Origin of the sequence: Micromonospora sp. NBC_01412, assembly GCF_045040215.1 — a bacterium.
Classification (GTDB): Bacteria; Actinomycetota; Actinomycetes; order Mycobacteriales; family Micromonosporaceae; genus Micromonospora; species Micromonospora rubida.
Genome location: NZ_CP109528.1, coordinates 7,977,143 through 8,000,197, shown reverse-complemented (window position 1 = coordinate 8,000,197; position 23,055 = coordinate 7,977,143). Strand labels below are relative to the sequence as shown.

At 71.2% G+C, this 23,055-nt stretch carries 21 protein-coding genes and 1 pseudogene; 10 read left to right on the top strand and 12 right to left on the bottom strand.

The genetic code is table 11. The annotated features are described in order from the left end of the window. Positions 1-29: 29 nt before the first annotated feature. From OG617_RS34280 to OG617_RS34255, 6 genes and pseudogenes are all read left to right on the top strand, one after another. Positions 30-473, top strand: coding sequence for a MaoC family dehydratase N-terminal domain-containing protein (locus OG617_RS34280; protein WP_405097374.1), 444 nt, complete (start codon positions 30-32; stop codon positions 471-473). Then, a complete protein-coding gene (locus tag OG617_RS34275) occupies positions 470-928 on the top strand; it encodes a MaoC/PaaZ C-terminal domain-containing protein (protein ID WP_405097372.1) in 459 nt (152 codons plus the stop codon). The genes OG617_RS34280 and OG617_RS34275 overlap by 4 nt, the downstream gene beginning before the upstream one ends. After that, complete coding sequence (locus OG617_RS34270) at positions 925-1,662, top strand: enoyl-CoA hydratase family protein (RefSeq protein ID WP_405097370.1); 738 nt, start codon at positions 925-927, stop codon at positions 1,660-1,662. Before OG617_RS34275 ends, OG617_RS34270 begins: the two co-directional genes overlap by 4 nt. Continuing rightward, a complete protein-coding gene (locus tag OG617_RS34265; protein ID WP_405097368.1) occupies positions 1,663-2,796 on the top strand; it encodes an acyl-CoA dehydrogenase family protein in 1,134 nt (377 codons plus the stop codon). It begins immediately after the preceding gene. Positions 2,797-2,822: 26 nt separating this feature from the next. Beyond that, a complete protein-coding gene (locus OG617_RS34260) occupies positions 2,823-3,815 on the top strand; it encodes an acyl-CoA dehydrogenase family protein (protein ID WP_405097366.1) in 993 nt (330 codons plus the stop codon). 8 nt (positions 3,816-3,823) lie between these two features. Next, positions 3,824-4,696, top strand: a pseudogene (locus OG617_RS34255) (enoyl-CoA hydratase); the annotation flags it as partial. A gap of 147 nt (positions 4,697-4,843) precedes the next feature. Here the strand turns inward: OG617_RS34255 and OG617_RS34250 are convergent. After that, on the bottom strand, positions 4,844-5,506 hold the full coding sequence (locus tag OG617_RS34250; RefSeq protein ID WP_405097364.1) for a TetR/AcrR family transcriptional regulator: 663 nt from the start codon (positions 5,504-5,506) through the stop codon (positions 4,844-4,846). A 112-nt stretch (positions 5,507-5,618) separates the two neighbouring features. On the opposite strand from OG617_RS34250, the gene OG617_RS34245 reads away from it, so the two are divergent. Together OG617_RS34245 and OG617_RS34240 are read left to right on the top strand one after the other, a co-directional pair. Continuing rightward, on the top strand, positions 5,619-6,899 hold the full coding sequence (locus tag OG617_RS34245) for a DUF4386 domain-containing protein (protein ID WP_405097362.1): 1,281 nt from the start codon (positions 5,619-5,621) through the stop codon (positions 6,897-6,899). 85 nt (positions 6,900-6,984) lie between these two features. After that, positions 6,985-8,001 carry a serine/threonine protein phosphatase gene (locus tag OG617_RS34240; RefSeq protein WP_405097360.1) on the top strand — a complete coding sequence of 339 codons (1,017 nt, stop codon included), beginning with the start codon at positions 6,985-6,987 and terminating at the stop codon, positions 7,999-8,001. A 110-nt stretch (positions 8,002-8,111) separates the two neighbouring features. Here OG617_RS34240 and OG617_RS34235 read toward each other — a convergent pair whose 3' ends face one another. Further along, on the bottom strand, positions 8,112-8,828 hold the full coding sequence (locus OG617_RS34235) for a TetR/AcrR family transcriptional regulator (RefSeq protein WP_405097357.1): 717 nt from the start codon (positions 8,826-8,828) through the stop codon (positions 8,112-8,114). 112 nt (positions 8,829-8,940) lie between these two features. Here OG617_RS34235 and OG617_RS34230 point away from each other — a divergent pair, with 112 nt between their 5' ends. Together OG617_RS34230 and OG617_RS34225 are read left to right on the top strand one after the other, a co-directional pair. Further along, positions 8,941-9,924 (top strand): NAD(P)-dependent alcohol dehydrogenase, encoded by a 984-nt coding sequence (locus tag OG617_RS34230; RefSeq protein WP_405097355.1) that lies wholly within the window; start codon positions 8,941-8,943, stop codon positions 9,922-9,924. Positions 9,925-10,075: 151 nt separating this feature from the next. After that, positions 10,076-10,792 (top strand): DUF2306 domain-containing protein, encoded by a 717-nt coding sequence (locus OG617_RS34225; protein WP_405097353.1) that lies wholly within the window; start codon positions 10,076-10,078, stop codon positions 10,790-10,792. A 61-nt stretch (positions 10,793-10,853) separates the two neighbouring features. Here the strand turns inward: OG617_RS34225 and OG617_RS34220 are convergent, their stop codons facing one another. The 10 genes from OG617_RS34220 to OG617_RS34175 form a co-directional block, all read right to left on the bottom strand. Further along, entirely contained in the window at positions 10,854-11,699 is an 846-nt protein-coding gene (locus tag OG617_RS34220; protein ID WP_405097351.1) for a hypothetical protein, read from the bottom strand. Positions 11,700-11,888: 189 nt separating this feature from the next. After that, positions 11,889-12,065 (bottom strand): MTH938/NDUFAF3 family protein, encoded by a 177-nt coding sequence (locus OG617_RS34215; RefSeq protein ID WP_405097349.1) that lies wholly within the window; start codon positions 12,063-12,065, stop codon positions 11,889-11,891. Between the two features lie 93 nt (positions 12,066-12,158). Further along, on the bottom strand, positions 12,159-12,695 hold the full coding sequence (locus tag OG617_RS34210) for a DUF6624 domain-containing protein (RefSeq protein ID WP_405097347.1): 537 nt from the start codon (positions 12,693-12,695) through the stop codon (positions 12,159-12,161). Positions 12,696-12,981: 286 nt separating this feature from the next. After that, entirely contained in the window at positions 12,982-14,241 is a 1,260-nt protein-coding gene (locus OG617_RS34205; RefSeq protein WP_405097345.1) for a nitrate/nitrite transporter, read from the bottom strand. 166 nt (positions 14,242-14,407) lie between these two features. Next, positions 14,408-15,601, bottom strand: a complete 1,194-nt coding sequence (locus OG617_RS34200; protein ID WP_405097343.1) for a molybdopterin molybdotransferase MoeA — start codon at positions 15,599-15,601, stop codon at positions 14,408-14,410. Then, positions 15,598-15,855, bottom strand: a complete 258-nt coding sequence (locus OG617_RS34195; protein WP_405097342.1) for a DUF6457 domain-containing protein — start codon at positions 15,853-15,855, stop codon at positions 15,598-15,600. Before OG617_RS34195 ends, OG617_RS34200 begins: the two co-directional genes overlap by 4 nt. 63 nt (positions 15,856-15,918) lie before the next feature. After that, entirely contained in the window at positions 15,919-16,680 is a 762-nt protein-coding gene (gene narI / locus OG617_RS34190; RefSeq protein WP_405097340.1) for a respiratory nitrate reductase subunit gamma, read from the bottom strand. Between the two features lie 55 nt (positions 16,681-16,735). Then, the gene (narJ, locus tag OG617_RS34185; protein WP_405097338.1) at positions 16,736-17,356 is read right to left on the bottom strand and encodes a nitrate reductase molybdenum cofactor assembly chaperone; all 621 of its coding nucleotides are present in this window, start codon (positions 17,354-17,356) and stop codon (positions 16,736-16,738) included. Next, the gene (gene narH / locus OG617_RS34180; RefSeq protein WP_405097336.1) at positions 17,353-19,053 is read right to left on the bottom strand and encodes a nitrate reductase subunit beta; all 1,701 of its coding nucleotides are present in this window, start codon (positions 19,051-19,053) and stop codon (positions 17,353-17,355) included. The genes narJ and narH overlap by 4 nt, the downstream gene beginning before the upstream one ends. Then, positions 19,053-22,718, bottom strand: coding sequence for a nitrate reductase subunit alpha (locus OG617_RS34175; protein WP_405097334.1), 3,666 nt, complete (start codon positions 22,716-22,718; stop codon positions 19,053-19,055). The genes narH and OG617_RS34175 overlap by 1 nt, the downstream gene beginning before the upstream one ends. Positions 22,719-23,055: the final 337 nt, after the last annotated feature.

Sequence of the window (23,055 nt, the reverse complement as noted above, 5' to 3'; positions counted from 1 at the left end):
TACCCAGCACCCTGAGACGGGAGAGCCTGATGGTAGATGTCGCGGCGAAGGGCCACACCGGAACCGAGTTCGGCATGGAGATCGAGCGCGGGAAGATCCGCGAGTTCGCGGCAGCGACCGGTTCGGACAATCCGGCCTACCTGGCGGACCCGGCACCGGTCAGCCCGGCCACCTTCCTCACCACGATGGTCTTCTGGCAGTCCGAGGACGCCGACCCCTGGCGGGAGGTGCGGATGGACCCGAGCCGGGGACTGCACGCCGAGCAGGAGTTCATCTTCCACGGCACGCCGCCCCGGGCCGGGGACAAGCTCACCTGCCGGTCGCGGATCGAGGACATCTACGACAAGGAGGGCCGGCGGGGCCGGCTCACCTTCGCCGTCATGGTGACCGAGTTCCGTGACGAAACCGGTCGGCTGGTCGCCGAGGCGCGGCTGACCGGGGTGGAGACCGCCGGGCTGGGGGAGCCGTCATGAGCACGAACACGAGTCCGAGTCCGAGCGCCAACACCAGTGCCGCTGTCGTTCCCGAGCCGCTGGTCTACGGGCCGCTGACCCGTACCGACCTGGTCCGCTACCAGGGCGCGTCCGGGGACTTCTACGCGATCCACCACGACGAGCCGTTCGCCCGTGCCGCCGGGCTGCCGGCGCCGCTGGCGCTGGGCATGCTCTCCGCCGGCCTGCTGGCCACCTGGGCCACCGACTGGCTCGGCGTCGACGCCGTACGCCGGTACCGGGTGCGCTTCGCCGCGCAGGTCTTCCCCGGCGACACCCTCACCTGCACCGGCCAGGTGGCGCGGGAGTACGAGCAGGACGGGGAAGCCCGTCTCGACCTGGAGCTGACCTGTAGCACCCAGAGCGGCGCGGTGGCCGTCCAGGGCTGGGCGACGTTCGTGGCCGGACGGTCACCGAAACCGGAGGAGCAAGCATGATCAATACGACGGTGGACGGCGACGGTGTCGCCGAGGTCGTGATGGACTACCCGCCGGTCAACGCCCTGCCGGTCGCCGGCTGGTTCGGTCTGGCCGAGGCGCTCACCCAGCTGGGTGCCGATTCCGCCGTACGGGCGGTGGTGCTGCGCGCCGAGGGCCGGGGCTTCAACGCCGGGGTGGACATCAAGGAGTTGCAGGCCGCCACCGACTTCGGTGCGTTGGTCGAGGTCAACCGGGGCTGCGCCGCCGCGTTCGCCGCCGTCTACGACTGCCCGGTGCCGGTCATCGCCGCCGTGCAGGGCTTCTGCCTGGGCGGTGGCATCGGTCTGGTCGGCAACTCGGACATCATCGTCGCCAGCGACGACGCCACCTTCGGCCTGCCCGAGGTGGACCGGGGCGCGCTCGGCGCGGCCACCCACCTGTCCCGGCTGGTGCCACAGCACCGGATGCGGGCGATGATGTACACCTCCGCCACGGTTACCGCCGCCGAGCTGCACGCCTACGGTTCGGTGCTCACCGTGGTGCCCCGCGCGGAGTTGCGTGCGGCGGCGCTGGCCGTGGCCGGGGAGATCGCAGCCAAGAACCCGACGGTGATGCGGGCGGCCAAGGCGTCGCTCAACGGCATCGACCCCTGGGACGTCAAGCGCAGCTACCGCTACGAGCAGGGGTTCACCTTCGAGCTCAACCTGTCCGGGGTGGCCGACCGGGTCCGTGACGAGTTCGGGCGGTCCTGAGTGGAGCTGACCGACACCCCGACCGAGGCGGCGTTCCGGGCCGAGGCCCAGGAGTGGCTGCGGGCCAATGTGCCCGCGACCCCGCTGCCTTCGGGCGACACCCGGGAGGGGTTCGCCCGGCACGTCGAGTGGGAGAAACAGCTCTTCGCCGCGCGGTGGGCGGCGGTTTCCTGGCCAGCCCGGTACGGGGGTCGCGACGCCTCCCTCTGGGAGTGGCTCATCTTCGAGGAGGAGTACTACGCCGCCGGTGCCCCGCAACGGGTCACCCAGAACGGGATCTTCCTGCTCGCCCCCACCCTCTTCGACTTCGGTACGCCGGCACAGCAGGACCTGTTGCTGCCCCGGATCGCCGCCGCCGAGGACCTGTGGTGCCAGGGCTGGTCCGAGCCGGAGGCCGGCAGTGACCTGGCCGGCATCACCAGCCGGGCGGTGCGTGACGAGGCGGCCGGTGGCTGGCGACTCACCGGGCAGAAGACCTGGACCACCCGGGGTGCGTTCTGCACCCACCTCTTCGGGCTGTTCCGCACCGACCCGACCGCGCAACGGCACCGAGGACTGACCTACTTCCTGGTCCCGCTGGACACACCCGGGGTGACAGTACGCGGCTTCGGCCGGCTCGACGGCGACGAGGGCTTCGCGGAGGTTTTCCTCAACGACGTCTTCGTGTCGGACAGCGCCGTCCTGGGCGGGGTCAACGAGGGCTGGCGGGTCGCGATGGCCACCACCGGCTCCGAGCGGGGGCTGACTCTGCGCTCGCCCGGCCGGTTCCTCTCCGCCGCCGACCGGCTCGTCGAACTGGCCCGGTCCCGCTGCCTGTCGTCCCGATCGCGGGACCGGGTGGTCCGGTCCTGGATCAACGCGCAGGCGTACCAGCTCTTCACCCTGCGCCAGGTCAGCGAGCTGCTGGCGGGCCGGCAGCCGGGGGCCAGGTCCAGCCTCAACAAGCTGTTCTGGTCGGAGCTGGACATCGACCTGCACGCCACCGCCCTGGACCTGCTCGGCCCCGCCGCCGAGCTGGACGGGCCGTGGAGTCGGGGTTTCCTCTTCGCGCTCTCCGGGCCGATCTACGCCGGCACCAACGAGATTCAGCGCAACATCGTCGCCGAGCGGGTGCTCGGTCTGCCCCGGGCCTGACGGTCCGGTTCCCCGTAGGGAGGGACATGCACTTCGCTCTCACCGAGGACCAGGTCGCGCTGCGCGACACGGTCCGGGAACTGCTCGCCGCCCAGTGCCCGCCCGACGTGGTACGGGCGGCCTGGCCCGCCGGGGAGCCCGCCGCGCTCGACGGGCTCTGGGACGCGTTGGCGACCATGGGCGTTTTCGGCGCGGCGGTGCCCGAGGAAGCCGGCGGGCTCGGCCTGGACGAGACCGATCTGGTGCCGTTGCTGGAGGAGTTCGGCTACGCGGCCGTGCCGCTGCCGGTCGCCGAGACCGCCACGGTGGTGGCGCCGTTGCTGGCCGCTGCCGGTGACCAGCGCCTGTCGGCTGTCCTGTCCGGGGCCACCCGGGTCGCCCTGGCCGGTGCCGACCGCCTCGTCCCGTACGGCGCCCGGGCCGATCTGGTGCTCGTGCTCACCGACACGCATGCCCGGCTCGTCGCGCCGGAACCCGATCCGGTGCTGCCCACGGTGGACGGCTCCCGGGCGCTGACCCGACTGTCCGACGCCACCGGGGAACTGGTCACCGATGATCCGGAGCTGGTGTCGTTGGCCCGCCACCGGGCCGAGTTGGCCACCTCGGCCCAACTGGTCGGGCTCGGCCGGCGGATGCTCGACCTGACCGTGGAGTACGTCGGCCAGCGCCGCCAGTTCGGGGTGCCGATCGGCAGCTTCCAGGCGGTCAAGCACCAGCTCGCCGACGCGCTGCTGCGCATCGAGTTCGCCGCTCCCGCCGTACACGCTGCGGGGTGGGCACTTGCCCGGCGGCGCCCTGGCCGCGCCACGGACGTCTCGATGGCAGCGGTGCTGGCGAGCGAAGCGGCCCAGGACGTGGCACGGGCGGCGATCCAGTGTCACGGGGCCATCGGCTACACCGTTGAGTACGACCTGCATCTCTATGCCAAGCGCACCTGGGCGTTGGCCGCTGGATGTGACGTGGACGCGCACCTGGACCGGCTGGCCGGCGCGCTCGACCTGAAGGAGGAACCGGCGTGAGCGACGAAATGGCGGGCGGAGTGCGCGACGAAGCTGCTGGGCGCGACGCGGTCGACGAGGTGGTGCGTTACACGGTCGACGGCGGGGTGGCGACGGTCACCATGAACCGGCCGAGGTACCGCAACGCCCAGAACTCGGCGATGACCTACGCCTTGGACGATGCCTTCTATCGGGCGGTCGCCGACGACGAGGTCAGGGTCATCGTTCTGGCCGGAGCGGGGGAACACTTCTCGGCGGGCCACGACATCGGTACGCCGGGTCGGGACATCGACACGTCCTTTCCGCGCCGTGCCGGTCTCTGGTGGGACCACGTCGGCAAGAGCGGCGCGGACAGCCGGTTTGCCCGGGAGTCCGAGGTCTACCTGGGGATGTGCCGGCGCTGGCGGGAGATCCCCAAGCCCACCATCGCCATGGTGCAGGGCGCCTGTGTCGCCGGTGGGCTGATGCTCGCCTGGTGCTGCGACCTGATCGTGGCCGCCGACGACGCGTTCTTCGCCGATCCGGTGGTTCGGATGGGCATTCCCGGCGTGGAGTACTTTGCCCACCCGTGGGTGATGGGGCCACGGTTCGCCAAGGAGTTCCTCTTCCTCGGCGAGCGGGTCCCGGCCGCGCGCGCCCTGGAACTGGGCATGGTCAACCGGGTGGTGCCCCGGGACGCGCTGGCTGAGTCGACCCGGGACATCGCCCGCCGGATCGCCGAGATGCCGAGGCTCGGGCTGGCGCTGACCAAGAAGGCCGTCAACCAGGCCGAGGACCTGATGGGCCTGCACGCCGGGATGGACTCGGTCTTCGGGCTGCACCACGTGGCGCACGCGCACAATGCCGAGGTCGGCGCCGACTCGCTGGCCGGTCACGACGCCCGCTCGATGCGGGATTCCGCGAGCCGCGCCGCCGGGTCCAGCGTGGCCGGTTCCAGCGCCGCCACCGGCGCTACCGGCTCTCAGGGGGGCGCGGCCGCCGGCCCGGAACGCGACGCATGATCGGTCGGTACGCGCTCACCGGCTTCGCCGCGGGCGCGGTGGGAGGAGTCACGACGGGCGTGTGGCGCCGCCGTGTATCGCCAGTGCGTCGAGGATCAGGTCGAGGCCGAACTCGAACTGCCCGCCGAAGTGGTAGCCAGGCTGCTGGACGTGCTGGGTGGCGAACTCGACCATATGTGGGTAGTCGCCCGCCGCGAAACCTTCCATGATCGAATCCGCGACCGCGTTGGCGGAGTCTGCACCGTCGAACGGCAGCGACGCCTCCTGCAGCACGAAGCCGTAGACGTACGCATCGATGATCGCGTACGCGTGGGCTGTCATCTGTAGCGAGAAGCCCCCGGCCCGCAGCACGCCCAGCATGGCGTCGTGATGGCGCAGGGTGGCCGGCCCGGGGCTGGTCCGGGTTTCCACCAGGGCCAGCGCCCAGGGATGTCGCGCGAGGACCGTACGGGTTGAGAGGGAACGCCGGCGCACCTCGGCGCGCCAGTCGCCGCCCACCTCTGGCAGTTCGATCTCCGCGAAAACCCCGTCGACGAGGGCGTCGAGGAGCTCGTCCTTGCTGCGGATGTAGTGGTACAGCGACATCGGCTTGGCGTTCAGCTCGGCGGCCAGCGACCGCATGGTCAGCGCCCCCAGGCCGTGCGCGTCGGCGATGCCGACCGCGGCCTGCAGCACCCGCTCGCGACTCAGCTGCCGTGCTGGCTCGCCCACCGACTGGTTCCCGTCTTCTTGGCATTGCGTTGACCGGCCTCGCCGCCAAGGCTATCGTACTTAGTACCCCTTACTTAGTACGAAAGCCTGAGAGGCAAAGATGTCACTCCGCGTGACCGGCAGATGCGCCGGTGCGTTCTTCCTGTTGGCATTCGTCTCCTACGGCATCGGCAGCGCTCTCGCCGGGCGGTACGCCGGGGCGGCGCTCGTGGTGCTCAACTCCGCCATGGTGGCGGCCATCGGCGTCCTGGCCTTCCGGGCGCTGCGCCGACCGCGTCCGGGGGCCGCCTGGGCGTACCTTGTCGCCCGCGGCGCGGAGGCCTTCCTGCTCACCGCCGGAATCGTCCTGCTGGACTCGGTCGGTGCCGGTGCCGCCGACATCGCATACCAGGCGGCCATGCTGTCGCTGGGGCTGGGCAGCCTGCCGTTCTGCCTGGCCCTCAACCGGCAGCGCTGGCTGCCGAGATGGCTGGCGATCTGGGGATTCGCCGGATACGCGCTGCTGGCGACGGGCGCGGCCGCCGAGCTGATGGGGGCCGGGATCGGGCTCGTCCTGGCGGTCCCGGGAGGTCTGTTCGAGATCGTCTTCGGTCTGCTGTTGCTCGCTCGCGGCTTCGCGCCGTCCGCCGCTGTGCAGCCGAGCGCGGCTCCCGCCGGGGCGTCGAGCGCGGCGGCCGTGGACGGCGACTCCCGAGTAGGTCGCGCGGCGCTGGCCGCCGGGCTCGGCCTGCTGCTGATGGCGGTTCTCGCCGGGCTGGCCAACTTCGGCGTCGTGGACCGGCTGGTCTCCACCGACGCCGCCGAGACCACCACCCAGCTGCTGTCGAATCAACGGGCCTTTGCCCTTGCCATCGTCGCCCTGTTCGCGGTGGTCTGCCTCGACGTGCTGGTCGCCTGGGCGCTGCGGGCGTTCTTCGACGACACCAACCGCACCGTCGCACTGCTCTCGGCCTGGTGCCGCACCGCGTACGCGGTCGTCTTCGCCGTCGCGATCACCCACCTGATCGCCGCCGCCGGTCTCCTGCACGACGGCGCGGCGGCCGACGAGATCAGCTCCAGCGTCTACGCCCAGATCACCGAATTCGAGGAGATCTGGAGCCTGGGTCTGATCCTGTTCGGCGTCCACCTGCTGATGATCGGGTGGCTGGCATGGCGGTCTCCCACTGTGCCGACCTGGGTGGCGGCGCTCGTAGCGATCGCCGGTGCGGGCTACCTCGCCGACTCGATCGGGGCGCAGGTCTCGGCCGCGTACCCGATTCAGCTCGCCGCAGTCACGTTCGTCGGTGAGGTCGTCCTCATGGTGTGGCTGCTCGTGTTCGCCGCGCGCTCGCGCAGCCACCGCCGGTCCAACGTGGACGGGACCCGTGCCCGCGAGGTGCGGCAGCCCGCTTGAGAGCGGCCACCGAGCCCGGTGTTGCTCCAGCGGGCCGGGGCTCGCTCGTCGTACCCGTCCTGCTACCCGCTGACATGATGGTGCGATGCTCACCGCCCGACGTTTCCGTCACGACCGCATTTCGGCCTCGCTCGCCGCCCGCAACGACGAGGAACTGGCGGCGTTCCTCCACGCCGCGCCCACCAGCGCGGTGGGCGTGGGCGGCGACTCCTCGGTGCTCGACGTTGACGGCGCGCCGGTGTTCGCCAAGCGGATCCCGATCACCGACCGGGAGCTGGCCCATCCGCACAGCACGGCGAACCTGTTCGACCTGCCGACCTACTGCCAGTACGGGATGTACCGCCTCGCCGGCCCGGGCTTCGGCGCTTGGCGCGAGCTGGCCGCGAACATGATCGTCACCGAGGGAGTCCTCGCCGGTGAGGCGGAGTCCTTCCCGTTGCTGTACCACTGGCGGGTGCTGCCCGGCCGTCCACCTGTCGCGTCCGAGCACCTTGACATCGATGCCGCTGTCGCCCAGTTCGGCGGTGCCCCGGCCGTGCGAATCCGCTTCGAGGAACTGGCCGGCGCGGCCTCCAGCCTCGTGCTGTTCTTCGAGTGCGTCCCCGATCCGCTGCTCGACTGGCTGAACGACCCGGTTGGTAAGGCCGAGACGTTCGAGCGGCAGTTGTTTGAGGTCGTGGCGTTCCTGCGCAGCCGCGAGCTGTTGCATATGGACGGACACTTCCGCAACATCCGGGCCGACGGTGATCGGATCTACCTCGTCGACTTCGGGCTGGCCACCTCGCCCCGGTTCGACCTGTCGAACGCCGAGCGCGACTTTGTCGCGCACCACGTCGGCCACGATGCCGACTACGCGGCGATGCGGCTGGTGAACTGGCTGGTCACCACGGTGTGCGGGGTGCCGGTGCCGGTGCCGGTCAGCGGTGGATTTGTTGCCCGCGACACGTACGTGCGCCGGTGCGCGAGCGGCGACATTCCGCAGGACGTGCCGGCGGCCGTGGCGGGAATCCTTGCCCGGCACGCCCCCGCTGCGGCGCGGATGACCGACTTTTGCTTGCGGCTGTTCGACGGCGACATCCACGCGGAGTATCCCGGCCCGTAGTTCGGTCCCGCGATCCTGCCGGCGGCGGTTCCCATGCACGCGTCGCCGCGAACCGGGCGACCTGGATGCCACCTTGGCGCACACACCGTGACGTCCGTCAGGCCACCGTCTCACCTGGGTGGACGCGCCGACGTCCAGCCCTGTCGGCGCAGCCGTTCGATGCCGTCCAGTAACAGGTCCAGAGCGAACTCGAACTCGAACTGGTCGTCGCAGCCCTGGCCGACGACCGAGGTGTCGTCGTGTGACGCCGCGGTGGCGATCGCCGCGAGGTGCGGGAACTGGGCGGCGGCCTCCGCCGGAAACGCCGCCGGCGGGTCGGGCTCGGCCATGCCGGACCGACCGGCGCGCCGGGATGCGTCGAACAACTCCTGGCTGAAGCCCAGCATGCGACTGCCCATCGCGTGCATCACGTGGTGGGCGAGGTCGGTGGAGAACCCGCCCTCCCGGAGCGTCCCGACCATCGAGTTGAGGTGGCCGAGGAGGGCCGGCGTCGCCTCGTTCCGCGACTCGATCGCGATCGCCGCCCAGGGGTGGCGCAGCAGGACCTCCCGCGCCGAGAGGATGCGTTCGCGGATTACGCGCTTCCAGTCGGCGTCGGGCACCGGCGGGTCGATCTCGCCGACGACCACGTCGATCATGCCGTCGAGCAGCTCGTCCTTGTTCGCCACGTGCTTGTAGAGGGCCATCGGCACGACGCCCAGATCCTGGGCGAGGTTGCGCATGCTGAGGGACTCGATCCCGGCCTCGTCGGCGAGCGTGACGGCGGCGCGCAGGACGCGATCTCTGCTCAGCGGCGTGCGGCGCAACGTCTCAGCCTGCTCAGCCATCACGGTCCTCAACTCTCTGCCGGCGATTGAACCCTAGCCACCTTGACAGGTGTACGGCGTACACCTATGTTGTTTCCTGTAAGGTGTACGCCGTACACCTGGGAAGGAAGAGATGAAGGCGATCGTCCAGGATCGATACGGCCCGCCGGAGGTGCTCACGCTCGCGGACGTCGACGCGCCGGTGCCGGCGGCCGACGAGGTGCTCGTGCGGGTCGAGGCCGCCGCGCTCAACGCGTACGACTGGCACGTCATGCGTGGCGATCCACGGCTGGCGCGGCTGTCGATGGGCCGGTCAGGGCCGCAGGCGCGAATCCGGGGCCGCGACTTCGCCGGCCGGGTCGAAGCCATCGGCCCCGACGTCCGGCAGGTGCGACCGGGCGACGCCGTCTTCGGCGACCTGGGCGACGCCAACGGCGCGTTCGCCGAGTACGCCTGCGTGCCCGAGACCCTGATCGCGCGCAAACCCGGGAACCTGACGCCACAGCAGGCGGCCGCACTGCCGCTGGCCGGCGTCACCGCACTCATGGGGCTGTGCGATGTCGGGCAGGTCGAGCCCGGCCACCGCGTCCTCGTCAACGGCGCGTCCGGCGGCGTCGGCACCCTGGCCGTCCAACTGGCCAAGGCGCTTGGCGCGACCGTGACGGGGGTGTGCAGCACCCGCAACGTCGACCTGGTGCGCTCCCTCGGCGCCGATCACGTCGTCGACTACACCCGCGACGACTTCACCCACGACGCCGGCCGCCACGACGTCGTGTTCGACCTGGTCGGCAACCGTTCCCTCACCGCGCTCCGGCGAGCGCTGACCCCGACCGGGACGCTCGTGCTCTCCGGCGGCGGCGTCTATCGCGGCGGCAGCCTCGTCGGACCGGTCTGGCTCATCGCGCGAGGGCGCTTGCTGGCGCCCTTCGTGCGGCACCGCATCGCCATTCTCACCACCGCACCCAGCCGGCAACACCTCGACACGCTCCGCACCCACGCCGAGGCCGGCCGCCTCACCCCCGTCATCGACCGGACGTATCGGCTGCCCGAGGTTCCCGAAGCCATCCGGTACGTGGAAGACGACCACGCGCGGGCGAAAGTGGTCATCACCATCTGACCTCCCCGCTGATGCCAGACGCCTTCTGCCGTTCCTGGTCCTACCGAAAGGCATCGCCATGATCAGGCTCGCCCGTTCGCCCTCGCGCACCGCGCCTACCGAATCCACGGCCCCGCTCGACGATCCGCACGGCCACGACGGCGGGTGTCGAATGACCCAGCACACCGTCCCGGTCACCCGACCGGCATCACGGCGCCCGCCGGGTGACCGGGACGGGTCGAGCTGGCACCTCCCCGTAGCGCTGGTGGTCCTCGGCCTCATCCCGGTCGTCGCCGGGTCACTGCGGCTTCTCGAGCTCGCCGGCGGCCCTCAGCTGCTACCCACCAACCCGCGCATCGATTCCTCCCCGGCGCCCGTCGTGGTGCACGTGCTTGCCGCGGCCCTCTACGCCTTCCTCGGCGCGTTCCAGTTCTCCGCCCGGCTGCGTTGTCGCCATCCAGGCTGGCACCGACGGTCCGGCCGGATACTGATCGTGGCCGGACTGATCGTTGCCGCCTCCGGGACCTGGATGACACTGTTCTACCCCGACGCACCGGGCGGTGACCTGCTGTGGGGCATCCGGCTCCTGGTCGGATCGGCGATGGCCGCCAGCATCGTGCTGGGGTTCACCGCGATTCGCCGTCGCCATATCGCCGCCCACCGCGCCTGGATGATCCGTGCCTACGCCCTCGCCGTCAGCGCCGGCACCCAGGCATTCACCCAACCCATCGGTGAGACCCTGTTCGGCACGAGCGACCTGAGCACCGCCCTCTCCGTAGGGGCCGGCTGGATCATCAACGCGGCCGTCGCCGAATGGGTCATCCGACGCCCACCTGGCCTCTGGGCCCGGTACCGCCGCACCCCCGCACCTTCGGTCCGACCGCTATGAGACCCGCCCGGGACGGGCCGGGTGGCGCGCAGCGCGGGTCGAGAACCCGGCGGCTGGCAGGTCAGCCCTGCGTCGGTATTGGGGCGCCGGTGTCCGGGATCAGGACGGCGGTGCTCCAGTCGCCGAGGAATGCGCTGGTTTCGAGGTCCAGGGCGATGTCCTGGTCGCCGCCGAAGCTGATGCCACCCAGTCTGCTGACCTCGATGTACCAGGGTGACAGACCATCGCGTACTCCGTCGGGGGACATGCAGGTGCCGCCGAGGTGCTCGGTGTGGAAGACGTCGTACATGTCCGGTACGTCGACATAGGCGTCGTGGTCGGACGGGAAGCTCACCGGTCGCACGCCTGCGTTGGGGTCGTCGCGGGGGACCAGCCACAGGGGACCGTACTGGCCGTGCCGCGCCCGCCACGAGACGTTGTCTCTCTCGCCGTCGGCGAGAGAGGGAGCCGTGGCGGGGCGAGTTGCTCGTGGTCCGTTCAACTCCGCCTCGGTCAGCCACACCATGGCCAGCAGCGACGCGACCCCGTCGTCAGCGATCTGGAGCCGAGGGTGGGCCTGGGCCTGGGCGAGTTCGGCCCAGAACGGGTGCTCGGGCTGGGCGACATCGGCGGGTTGTCCGGCGATGACCGCCGCGACCTCCGGCGACGGGCCCTTGAAGTAGAGCTCGTCCTCCCATTGGAATACCGCGACGGCCACCAGGTCGGGTCCGCGCCGCCGGTACAACTCGGGCAGCCGAAGCGTGAAGCAGTGCAGCATCGGTTGACCGGTACGCGGGGAGCGGGGCCAGGTCCGAACATCGATGCCGGGCCCGTCGTGGCCGGCCCACCCCGCCGGTAGCCTGGGCCGGTCTCCGGCCTCGTGGGCGACGTTGTCGTCGGTCCAGATGTCGAATGCCTCGGTGGCCATGGGCCGGACACTACCCGAGCAGGGATGACAGTGGCCTACGGGCGCGACGATCAATGAGCCGGCGGAGTAGATCGTGCCCTGATGCAGGATCGCAGCCGTCAAGGTAGGCAGGCCGGTCCGGTCGGCGCCGCGCTTGGTACTGGTTGCCGTCGTTGCGGCGGTACAGCCTCGCCCAACGCGTTACATGGGTCAGCAGGTCGAGTGGAACAGCCCGCCGACCCGCTGTGTCGCGGCCAGTTCGTTGTAGATCTCCACGGCTTGCGGTGTCTCGGCGACGTGAACGATCACGCCGCGCTCGTCGAGGAGCTTGAGCGTGCGCGGGTCCACCTGGAGCCGGAGCTGCATGCCTCGGGACAGGACGACCACCCTGGACGCCTCAGTGCTGCGGCCTCCATGGGCACCTGCCGCGCGCCGAGAGTCCACTCGTCACCGAGCGTTCCGATCACGAATTCGTCGACGTCATACCGGGGCACCATCGTCGTGCTCGCGCTCGCGCAGGTGGCTTGCGTACTCGGCGAAAGGTCCGAGCCCGACGCTTCGGCGTCGTTCGTTGAGGCGCTCGGGGTCCTCGATCGGCTGTGGCTGGAGCGGCCCCCTGCCGTCCGAACCGTACCAAAACTGCGTGCCGTACAACTGCGGCCTGCCCTCGGCCCGGCGGACCCGGTCGGTCAGGTACGCCAGGTGTGACGGTTGCGCCTCGCCGGCTCGCACCGCCTGTGCGAGCATGTTCAGGCAACGACGCTGGAAATCCGGGTTGAGGTCGGCGTGTTGCGCTATCAGCCAGGCAGCGGCAGAGGCATCGGGGCCCACCTCGCTGCGCCGGGGCCAACCGTACTGGTCGAGAACCTCCATAAACCACACCGTGTTGTCGATGTCGACATCGCGCACCCGGGCCCAGGCATCGTCACCGGCGACCCGGCCCGTCATCTCGGACCGTGCCCGCTGGTCTCGACCCATCCGCTCGATCAGCTCGACGGTGAGCTCGCCATGCTCCATCCGGCCAGGATCCCGGATCCACTACCCTTCGCACCAGCTCAGACGCTCTTGCTCGCCGCTCCGCTGCCCGACGCGGGCCCGTCAACCGTCGCGAGGGCCTACGGCAGCCAAGTCACAGTCCGTTCGCCGAGCCAGCTGAGCAGCTAAGGAACCGTCGCCACTCCTCCCGAGCTGCTCGGTGGACTTCGCGTCGCCGAGGACCTGGCGCGGCCGCGAGGCGTGCTTGGCCTCGCGGTCGCGCCAGGTCCCGTAAGGTACGGGCGCCACAGCGTCCTTCGTCAGACGGTCAGGTGACGCGCCTGGCAAGGCCGCCCATCTTCACCGCGGTGAACACCGCAGCGGCCAGCGCGACATCGGAGAGCAGCATCAGGCCGATGGCGTACGAGCCCTGCGACCCGTACACCCAGCCCATCACCAGCGGTGGGACGAAACCGCCGAGGCCGCCGGCGGCACCCACCAGGCCGGTGACCGCACCTACCTGGTCGGCAGGGGCGACCTTGCCGACGAGGGCGAACACCGCGCCGCTGGCCGAGCCCAGCAGCAGTGCCATCCCGAGCAGTGCGCCGGTCGCCACGGGCATCAGGGCGGGCTCGAAGGCCTGCACCACCGCGAAGACGGCCACCCCGCCGAAGCACCACACCAGCACCGGCACCGGGTGCAGCCGGTCGGAGAGCCAGCCGCCCACCGGGCGGGCGAGGACGGCGAGGACCACGAACCCGGCGGTACGCAACGCGCCGTCCCCGGCGCTGAGGCCGTACGCGGTGCGCAGGTAGGCGGGAAGGTACACGCTGAAGGCCACGAATCCGCCGAACCCGACGGCGTACAGGAAGCACAGTTGCCAGGTGACGGTCAGCCGGCCGACCGCGGAGAGTCGCCGCCAGGCCGACCCCGCGGGTCGGGCCCGGTCGGGGGCCTCGCGCAGCAGCAGGAACGACAGGACCGCGTACCCGGCCAGGATCGCGGCGACGAGCAGGAACGGTGTCCGTGCCCCGTAGGCGTCGGCGAGCCGGACGGTGGTGAAGTTCGCGATCGCGGTGCCGCCCATGCCGATGCCGAACACGCCGATGGCGAAGCCGCGCCGCCGGGGCGGGTACCAGCCGGAGACCAGGGGCACGCCGACGGCGAAGGCGGTGCCGCCGACGCCGAGGAAGAACCCGGTCACGATCAGCGCAGCGTAGGAGGAGACCACGCTCAGGGTCAGCACGGGCACGATCGTCGCTATCGTGACCAGCGGGAACACCACCCGCGCTCCGTACCGGTCGGTGAGGGCGCCGACGGGGATGCGGCCCAGCGACCCGACCACCACCGGCACGGCCACCAGCAGGGACTGCGCGGCGAAGCTGAGGTCGAGGCGCTCCTTGATGCCCGGGCCGAGCGGACCCAGCAGCGCCCACGCCCAGAAGTTGACCAGGAAGCCGAGAGTCGCCAGGGCGAGCTGGAAGGTGGCCCCAGATCTGTCGGACGTCGATGTGTTCCGGGCGCTGCCGGGGGCGTCGCCTGGTGTGGGGGTGGTGTCCATGGCCTGTCTGTCACGGGCGATGGTCATCGCTGCTCTCCGTCGGATCGTGGTGCCGAGGCCGGGTCGGCCTGAGGGAGTTGCGGATTCCGCTCTACCGGTATGAGCCTCGACCCGCCGATCCGGCCCGGGCAGGGCCGGAAGTCCCGCACCGGCAGAACGTCGGCCGGCCAGGTGCTGCCGGCCCGGGCGGGGGCTATGGCAGGGTGAGCAGGCTTACGTTGTCGCCGGGCTGCCACCCTGGGAGCACGACTGCGAAGGCGTCGGCGGTTGCGGCGGCACCCAGGTATCCGGGGTGGGCGCCCTCGACGGGCCGCAGTTGTCCGTCCCGGCGTCGTACGGGCACGATGCGGGTGTTCCGGTCGTCCGGACGCAGTGGACCGGCCAGCACCGCCGCGTCGAGCTCGGCCAGGGACCGACCGGCGAGAGCCGCGAGCATGGGGTCGACCAGAGTGAGCGCGGCGACCAGTGCGGCGTAGGGGTTGCCCGGCAGCCCGACGATCCATCTCGGCCCGACCTGCGCCAGGACCTGAGGGTGTCCCGGGCGGCACGCCACACCGTCGACGTGCACCACGGCGCGGAGGCGTCGCAACGAGGAGTGCAGTCCGTCCGCGGGGCCCACCGATGACGCCCCACAGACGATCGTCACGTCGGCGTCGGCCGTGCTGTCCGCGATCGCCCCGGCGAACCAGTCGGGGTGGTCGCCGACCATCCGGGAGTCCAGCAGCGCCGCTCCCCAGGCTGACAGGAGCGGGCCGAGCATCGGTCCGATGGCGTCCCGGACCCTGCCCCATCGGGGCAGACCGGTGTGAACCAGCTCGTCGCCGCTGATCACCAGCCGCACCCGGGGCTGGGCGTGGACAGTGAGCATGTCGAGTCCCACGCTGGCGGCCAGCCCCACCGTCGTCGGGGTGACCCGCGAGCCGGCCGGTGCGACTTCCTGTCCGGGCTGGGCGTACTCACCGGCGCGGCGGATGTGCCGGCGGTCGCCCGGGGTCGCGCGCACAACGTCACCGGTCCGGTCGGCGGCCTCGTAGGGCACGACACGGTCCGCACCGTCCGGCACCGGAGCGCCGGTGGCGACCTCGACGGCGGTGTGCGCGACCAGGGATGCGACGGTGTGGGTACGCCCGGCGAGAATACGGTCGACGACCCGCCACGGGCCGTCACCGCGGACCGCGTACCCGTCCATGGCGGAGTTGTCGAAGCCGGGCAGCGGAACCGCCGCACGCAGCGGAGCCGCCAGGGTACGTCCGGTCGCGGCCGCGAGCGGCACCGACTCCTCCGGCAGGGCAGCCGGCAGCGTTTGCGCCAGCATCCGGGCCGCCGCCCACTCCGCGGCCGGTCGCGCGGGATGGTCGTGGCGAGGGCGGCCAGGTGCGATCGTCACGGCGCCTCCCCGGCCGGCGCGTCCCGCGGAACCAGCGCGGCGACTGCGCCGCGGGCGGCGGTGGGGTCGGCGCCGCGGCCGACGGCCACCCCGATGAGGTACGCGGCCAGCGGCGCCGCCGGCCGATGGACCCCGTGTGCCACCTCTCGGACGACGTCCAGCACGGCGCGGGTGTCTTCGGCCGACGGCGCGTCGAGGTCGAGTGCCGCCGCGGCCCGAGCGAGCCACTCATCCAGCCGGAGATCCGGGGTCATCGGTTCTTCTCCTTCGTCAGTGATGAATTCACCCGCCGGCGAACGGCGGCAGCACGTCGGTGTTCACCGGCGCGAGCGGGTCCGACCGTCGCGGGGGGCGGGCAGCCGCGGCGGGCCCTCCCAGCCGGGCCGGGTCGGCCGCAGCCCAGGCCGGTCGTCCCGGCTGCGATACACCACGTACGGGCGGGTGGCGTAGCCGACCGGTGCGCTGAAGGCGTGGACGAGCCGGGTGAACGGCCAGAACGCGAAGAGGGCGAAGGCCGCCAGGATGTGGATCTGGAAGCCCACCGGGACGTCGGCCATGATCTCCGGGTCGGGGCTGAGGTAGAACAGCGACCGGAACCACGGGGAGACCGTCTCCCGGTAGTCGTAGCCGCCCCCGGCCACGTTGGCCCGCACGGTGGCCAGCAGCCCCAGCACGATCACCCCGGCGAGCACCACGTACATGGCCTTGTCGTTGCGGGTGGTGGCGGCGAAGACCGGCCCGGTCCGCCGGCGCCGGACGATCAGGATGCTCAGCCCGATCAGGGTGCACATGCCCGCCACGGTGCCGATGAACACGGCCATCAGGTGGTACGTGTGCTCCGTGACGCCCACCGCCTCGGTCCACGCCTTCGGCACCAGCAGACCGCCGATGTGACCGACCAGCACCATCAGCACCCCGAAGTGGAACAGCGGGCTGCCCCACCGCAGGATGGCGCTCTCGTAGAGCTGGGACGAGCGGGTGGTCCAGCCGAACTTGTCGTACCGGTGGCGCCAGATCAGACCCCCGACCAGGACCGCCAGGGTCAGGTACGGGTACACCGCCCACAGCAGCATGTTCATCGGTGCCACCCTTCGTTTGCGACTGCCGTACTCCGCCGCGCCGCGTTCCTCGCGCTCACCGACGGCCTCCTGTCGTGTCGACGAGCCCGAACGGTTCCAGGCCGACCTGCTCCACCGGTGGGCCGGTGCGGGCCAGGCGGGCCGCCGCGGCGAGGTCTCCGGGCTGGGCGGGCGGCAGCATCTCGCAGACCGCGGCCATCGCCTGCCGGTAGACCGACTTCTCTCGCCCCAGCGCCGCGACCAGCAGGTCGAGGCCGACCCGGTTCTCCCGCAGCAACCGCCACCCGCCGTCGTCGACGGCGGCCAGGTCGAGCACCGCGGGCAGGAAGTCGGGCAGCTCGCCGTCGACGACGGTCAGCCCGGCCTGCTTGTACGCTGCGGAGAATCCGACCAGCGCCTCCCCGCGGCGGCGGGTGTCACCGCAGGTGTAGTAGGTCAGGTGCAGGCAGCAGCGGCGCCGGAAGTCGAACAGCTGCACGTAGGCGGCCCGTAGCTCGACGGGCTCGGTCGCCTCCCGGTGGGCGACCACCTCGCGCAGCGCGGCGGCCACCTCGACCGGCAGGCCGTCGAGCGCGGCGCGCACGGTGGGCAGCGCCGCGAGCACCTCCTCGTCGGGGTAGCGCAGCAGCAGGGACGCCGCGCGGGCGGCCACCTTCCGCCAGGTCGGCTGGCTCACGGGTTGTTACCTCCGTCGACGTGTCCGGATTCGGGGCGAGGAGGCGGGAAGAGCCCTTTCGGGCTGCCCTTGCCGTCCCAGTTGAGCAGGTTGACCCGGCGCGGTTCGTCGCCCGGGTCGGTGAAGCCCTCGGCGGTCTGCCGGTCGCGCAGCATGTGGAAGGTCTCCACCTGCACCGGCACCGGCGTGCCGGACGATTCCCCGAAGGGGCCCTGCCCGTACGGGCCGCCGCCGCCCATCCCGGGGCCGCCCTCGTAGTCCAGGCTGCACTCGGTGGCGATCTTCTCCAGCCGGTGGGCGTCCTCGGCGTGCGCGGCGGGGATGACGTAGCGCCGCTCGTACTTGGCGATGGCGAGCAGCCGGTACATCTCGTCCACCTCCGCGCCGGTCATGCCGACCGCAGCGGCGATCGACTCGTCGGGCGCCTCACCCAGGTTGATCCGGCGTTGGTACGCGCGCATGGCGGCGAGCCGGTTCAGCACCCCGCGCACCGGCTCCGGGTCGCCGGCGGTGAAGAGTTCGGCGAGGTACTCCACCGGGATGCGCAGCGCGTCGATGGCGCCGAACAGGTTGCCGGCCTCCTCCGCGTCGTGGCCGGTCTCCCGCAGCACGTCGGCCACCGGCGACAGGGGCGGGATGTACCAGACCATCGGCATGGTCCGGTACTCCGGGTGCAATGGCAGCGCCACCTCGTACCGCATGATCAGGTCCCAGACCGGGGAGCGTTGCGCCGCCTCGATCCAGTCGTCCGGAATGCCCGCCTCCCCGGCGGCCGCGACCACCTGCGGGTCGTGCGGGTCGAGGAAGACCGAGCGCTGCGCGTCGTACAGGTCGTGCTCGTCGGAGATGGCGGCGGCCTCGGCGACCCGGTCGACGTCGTAGAGCATCAGCCCGAGGTAGCGCAGCCGCCCCACGCAGGTCTCGGAGCAGATGGTCGGCTGGCCGATCTCGATGCGCGGGAAGCAGAAGGTGCACTTCTCGGCCTTGCCGGTGCGGTGGTTGAAGTAGATCTTCTTGTACGGGCAGCCGGTGACGCACATCCGCCAGCCCCGGCAGCGGTCCTGGTCGACCAGGACGATGCCGTCCTCGGCCCGCTTGTAGATCGCCCCGGACGGGCAGGAGGCCGCACAGGACGGGTTGAGGCAGTGCTCGCAGATCCGCGGCAGGAAGAACATGAAGGTCTTCTCGAACTCCTGCCTCACCTGGCCGGAGATCTTCGCCAGCACCGGGTCACCGGCGGCGATCTCGTTGCCCCCGGCGAGCGAGTCGTCCCAGTTGGCGCTCCAGGTGATCTTCGTGTCCTCGCCGGTGAGCAGCGACTTCGGGCGGGCCACCGGAGTGTCCTCCCCGGCCGGCGCGTTGATCAGGTGCTCGTAGTCGTACGTCCACGGCTCGTAGTAGTCCCGCATGGACGGCAGCTTCGGGTTGGCGAAGATGCTGAACATCTTCTTCACCCGACCGCCGGAGCGGGGCTTGAGCTTGCCGGAGCGGGTCCGCACCCAGCCGCCCTGCCAGCGCTCCTGGTCCTCGTACGTGCGTGGGTAGCCCTGCCCGGGGCGGGTCTCCACGTTGTTGAACCAGACGTACTCGACCCCCGACCGGTTGGTCCACGCCTGCTTGCAGGTCACCGAGCAGGTGTGACACCCGATGCACTTGTCGAGGTTCATCACCATCGCCATCTGCGCCATCACCCGCATCAGTACTGCACCTCCTGGGAGCGGCGGCGGATCACGGTGACCTCGTCGCGTTGGTTGCCGGTGGGGCCGAGGTAGTTGAAGGCGAACGACAGTTGCGCGTACCCGCCGATCAGGTGGGTGGGCTTGACCAGCAGCCGGGTCAGCGAGTTGTGGATGCCACCGCGGCGGCCGTTGGTCTCCGACTTCGGCACGTCGATCACCCGCTCCTGGGCGTGGTACATGTAGACCGTGCCCTCGGGCATCTTGTGGCTCACCACGGCCCGGCAGACCACGACGCCGTTGCGGTTGACCGCCTCGATCCATTCGTTGTCCCGTACGCCGATCTTCTCCGCGTCTGCCTCGCTCATCCACATCGTCGGGCCGCCCCGGGAGAGGGTCAGCATGATCAGGTTGTCCTGGTACTCGGAGTGGATGGACCACTTCGAGTGCGGGGTGAGGTACCGGACGGTGATCTCCAGCTCCCCGTTTCGGCCGAGTCTCGGCTCGCCGAAGAGCTTGTGCATGTCCAGCGGCGGCCGGAAGATCGGCAGCGCCTCGCCGGCCTCGTGCATCCAGTCGTGGTCGAGGAAGAAGTGCTGCCGGCCGGTGAGTGTGTGCCAGGGCTTGAGCCGCTCGGTGTTGATGGTGAACGGGGAGTAGCGCCGGCCGCCGTGCTCGCTGCCCGACCACTCCGGGCTGGTGATCACCGGCACCGGACGGGACTGGGTGTCGGCGAAGGTGATCTGCTTGCCCTCGTGCTCGGCCGCCAGGTCCGCCAGGCGTACCCCGGTGCGCTTCTCCACGTCGTGGAAGCCGGCGGTGGCCACCCGGCCGTTGGTGGTGCCGGACAGCGCCAGGATCGCCTCGCAGGCGTGCACGTCCTTCGCCAGCGACGGCCGCCCGTCGGCGGCGCCGCCGCGCACCTCGCCGTTCTTGCGGCGCAGGTACTCCACCTCCGGGCGGACGTCGACCGAGAAGCCCTTCCCGGTGGTGCCGAGGGTGTCCATCAGCGGTCCGAGCGCGGCCATCTTGTCCGCGATCGCGCCGTAGTCCCGCTCGACCACGACGAGCTTCGGCATGGTCCGGCCCGGTACCGGGGTCTCGCCGGTGGCCGCCCAGTCGCGGACCCGGCCGTGCGGGGTCGCCATGGCGTCCGGAGTGTCGTGCAGCAGCGGCGCCGCGACCAGATCCCTGCGTACGCCCAGGCGGGTGGCCGCCATCGACGAGAACGCCTTCGCGATGCCGTGGAAGGCGTCGAAGTCCGTCCGGGTCTGCCACGGCGGGTTGATCGCCGGGGTGAAGGCGTGCACGAACGGGTGCATGTCCGTGCTGCTCAGGTCGTGCTTCTCATACCAGGTGGCGGCCGGCAGCACGATGTCGGAGAAGAGCGTCGTGGAGGTCATCCGGAAGTCCAGCGACAGCAGCAGGTCGAGCTTGCCCTCCGGCGCCTCCTCCCGCCAGGTCACGTCCTTCGGCCGCAGCTCCTCCGGCGCCTCCTCGGCGCGCAGGCTCGCGTCGGTGCCGAGCAGGTGGCGCAGGAAGTACTCGTTGCCCTTCGCCGACGAGCCGAGCAGGTTGGCCCGCCACACCGTCAGCACCCGCGGCCAGTTCTCCGGCGCGTCCGGGTCGGCGCAGGCGAACTTCACGTCTCCCTGACCGAGCCGCTCCGCCACCCAGCCCGCCGGGTCGTCCGGCCGGGCCGCGAGGGCCTCGTCGGCCAGGTCGAGCGGGCTGCGGTCGAAGGTCGGCATCGACGGCATCCAACCGGAGCGCGCCGACTGCGCCAGCAGGTCCATCGTGTGCTTGCCGGCGAACGCGCCGTTGCCGGTGGGGGAGGAGACCACGTCGGCGGAGTACGTGTCGTAGCGCCACTGGTCGGTGTGCACGTACCAGAAGGCGGTGCCGATCATCTGCCGGGGCGGGCGTACCCAGTCCAGGCCGAACGCGAGCTGTGCCCACCCGGTCGCCGGGCGGCACTTCTCCTGCCCGACGTAGTGCGCCCAGCCGCCGCCGTTGACGCCCTGGCAGCCGGTGAGGGTCACCAGCGCCAGGATCGCCCGGTAGGTGGCGTCGGAGTGGAACCAGTGGTTGGTGCCGGCGCCGAGCAGGATCATCGACCGGCCGCCGGAGCGTTCCGCGTTGTCGGCGAACTCCCATGCCACCCGGGCCACCTGTGCCGCCGGCACCCCGGTGATCGGCTCCTGCCACGCCGGCGTGTACGGCGCCTCGACGTCGCCGTACCCGGCCGGCCACTGGCCGGGCAGGCCGTCGCGGCCGACCCCGTACTGGGCCAGCAGCAGGTCGAAGACGCTCGTCACCAGCTGACCCTCAACCGTCCGGGTCGGCACGCCGCGGCGCAGCACCTGCGGGGTGTCGGTGTCGAACCGGGGCAGCTCCACCTCCACCGCGTCGCCCGCCCCGAGGCAGGTCAGCGCCGGCTCCAGGTCGCCCAGGTCCAGGTTCCACTGTCCCTGCTGTTCGCCCCAGCGGTGGCCGAGGCTGCCCCGCGGCACGGCGGGCGCGTCGGTGGTGGAGTCCCAGAGCACCGTCTTGAAGGCCGCCTCCTTCCCGGTCTCGCCCAGGTCCTCGGCGGTGAGGAACTTGCCCGGCCGGTACGCCCCGTCGGCGCCCGCCTCCAGGGTCACCAGGAACGGCAGGTCGGTGAAGCGGCGTACGTAGTCGACGAACCTGGGGGTGCGCCGGTCGACGAAGAACTCCTTGAGGATGACGTGTCCCATCGCCATCGCCAGGGCGCCGTCGGTGCCCGGCTGGGCGGGCATCCACTCGTCGGCGAACTTGACGTTGTCGGCGAAGTCCGGGCTGACCACCACGACCTTCTGCCCCCGGTAGCGCGCCTCGGCCATCCAGTGCGCGTCGGGGGTGCGGGTCACCGGGACGTTGGAGCCCCACATGACGAAGTAGGAGGCGTCCCACCAGTCCCCTGACTCGGGCACGTCGGTCTGGTCCCCGAAGACCTGCGGGGAAGCCACCGGCAGGTCGGCGTACCAGTCGTAGAACGACAGCATCGAGCCGCCGAGCAGCGACACGAAGCGGGCGCCCACGGCGTGCGACACCATCGACATCGCCGGGATCGGCGAGAAGCCGGCGACCCGGTCCGGGCCGTACTCGGCTATCGCGTGCACGTGCGCGGCGGCGATCATCTCCTGCGCCTCGTCCCAGGCGATCCGCACCAGGCCGCCCTTGCCGCGCGCCCTCTGGTACCGGCGGCGGCGCTCCGGGTCGGCCTGGATCTCCGCCCAGGCGGCCACCGGGTCACCGAGGCGACCCCTGGCCTCCCGGTACATCTCCACCAGCACGCCCCGGGCGTACGGGTAGCGCACCCGGGTGGGTGAGTAGGTGTACCAGGAGAAGGCGGCCCCTCGGGGGCAGCCGCGCGGCTCGTACTCCGGCCGGTCCGGTCCGACGCTCGGGTAGTCGGTCTGCTGCTGCTCCCAGGTGATGATGCCGTCCTTGACGTACACCTTCCAGGAGCACGAGCCGGTGCAGTTCACCCCGTGGGTGGAGCGGACCACCTTGTCGTAGGACCAGCGGTCCCGGTAGAAGGCGTCCGCCTCCCGGCCGCCGATCTGGTGCAGCGTCCGGCCGTCGGCGGAGACCTCGGCCCGGCGCACCAGGCCCCCTACCGCCAGCAGCGCCCGCCCCGCACTCTCGGTCGCTCGCGACATACGCCTCATTCCCTCGATAGGCAGCCGTAACGCCCCACGTCTCCTGCGGCCGCGCCTGAGCGCAACTCGCGATCGGGGGCGTCCCGGTCATCGTGCCGACGCGTTACCTCGCGCAACCAGGCCGAAGGTCCCGAGATCATCCGTCGCCGCCGTGGAACGGTCGCGGGATCTCGGTCCCGGTCCGACGGTGACCGTGGTCCCTGGTCCCGCTGGTTGTCATCGGCCAACGTCCCGTGACATGACACGGACAGCGGTGATCTGCGGCGGATCAGGGGCCCGGGCGTACGCCACCACGGGCGACATCCTCTGCGGCTACCTGCCCGGCTCTTTCCCGTAC

Coding starts and splice junctions, on each gene's coding strand:
- OG617_RS34235 (WP_405097357.1), bottom strand. CDS start 8,828: ATGGCTGAGCAGGCTGAGACGTTGCGCCGCACGCCGCTGAGCAGAGAT.
- OG617_RS34270 (WP_405097370.1), top strand. CDS start 925: ATGATCAATACGACGGTGGACGGCGACGGTGTCGCCGAGGTCGTGATG.
- OG617_RS34275 (WP_405097372.1), top strand. CDS start 470: ATGAGCACGAACACGAGTCCGAGTCCGAGCGCCAACACCAGTGCCGCT.
- OG617_RS34240 (WP_405097360.1), top strand. CDS start 6,985: ATGCTCACCGCCCGACGTTTCCGTCACGACCGCATTTCGGCCTCGCTC.
- OG617_RS34220 (WP_405097351.1), bottom strand. CDS start 11,699: ATGGCCACCGAGGCATTCGACATCTGGACCGACGACAACGTCGCCCAC.
- narH (WP_405097336.1), bottom strand. CDS start 19,053: ATGCGGGTGATGGCGCAGATGGCGATGGTGATGAACCTCGACAAGTGC.
- OG617_RS34280 (WP_405097374.1), top strand. CDS start 30: ATGGTAGATGTCGCGGCGAAGGGCCACACCGGAACCGAGTTCGGCATG.
- OG617_RS34225 (WP_405097353.1), top strand. CDS start 10,076: ATGACCCAGCACACCGTCCCGGTCACCCGACCGGCATCACGGCGCCCG.
- OG617_RS34230 (WP_405097355.1), top strand. CDS start 8,941: ATGAAGGCGATCGTCCAGGATCGATACGGCCCGCCGGAGGTGCTCACG.
- OG617_RS34260 (WP_405097366.1), top strand. CDS start 2,823: ATGCACTTCGCTCTCACCGAGGACCAGGTCGCGCTGCGCGACACGGTC.
- narI (WP_405097340.1), bottom strand. CDS start 16,680: ATGAACATGCTGCTGTGGGCGGTGTACCCGTACCTGACCCTGGCGGTC.
- OG617_RS34175 (WP_405097334.1), bottom strand. CDS start 22,718: ATGTCGCGAGCGACCGAGAGTGCGGGGCGGGCGCTGCTGGCGGTAGGG.
- OG617_RS34205 (WP_405097345.1), bottom strand. CDS start 14,241: ATGACCATCGCCCGTGACAGACAGGCCATGGACACCACCCCCACACCA.
- OG617_RS34195 (WP_405097342.1), bottom strand. CDS start 15,855: ATGACCCCGGATCTCCGGCTGGATGAGTGGCTCGCTCGGGCCGCGGCG.
- OG617_RS34210 (WP_405097347.1), bottom strand. CDS start 12,695: ATGGAGCATGGCGAGCTCACCGTCGAGCTGATCGAGCGGATGGGTCGA.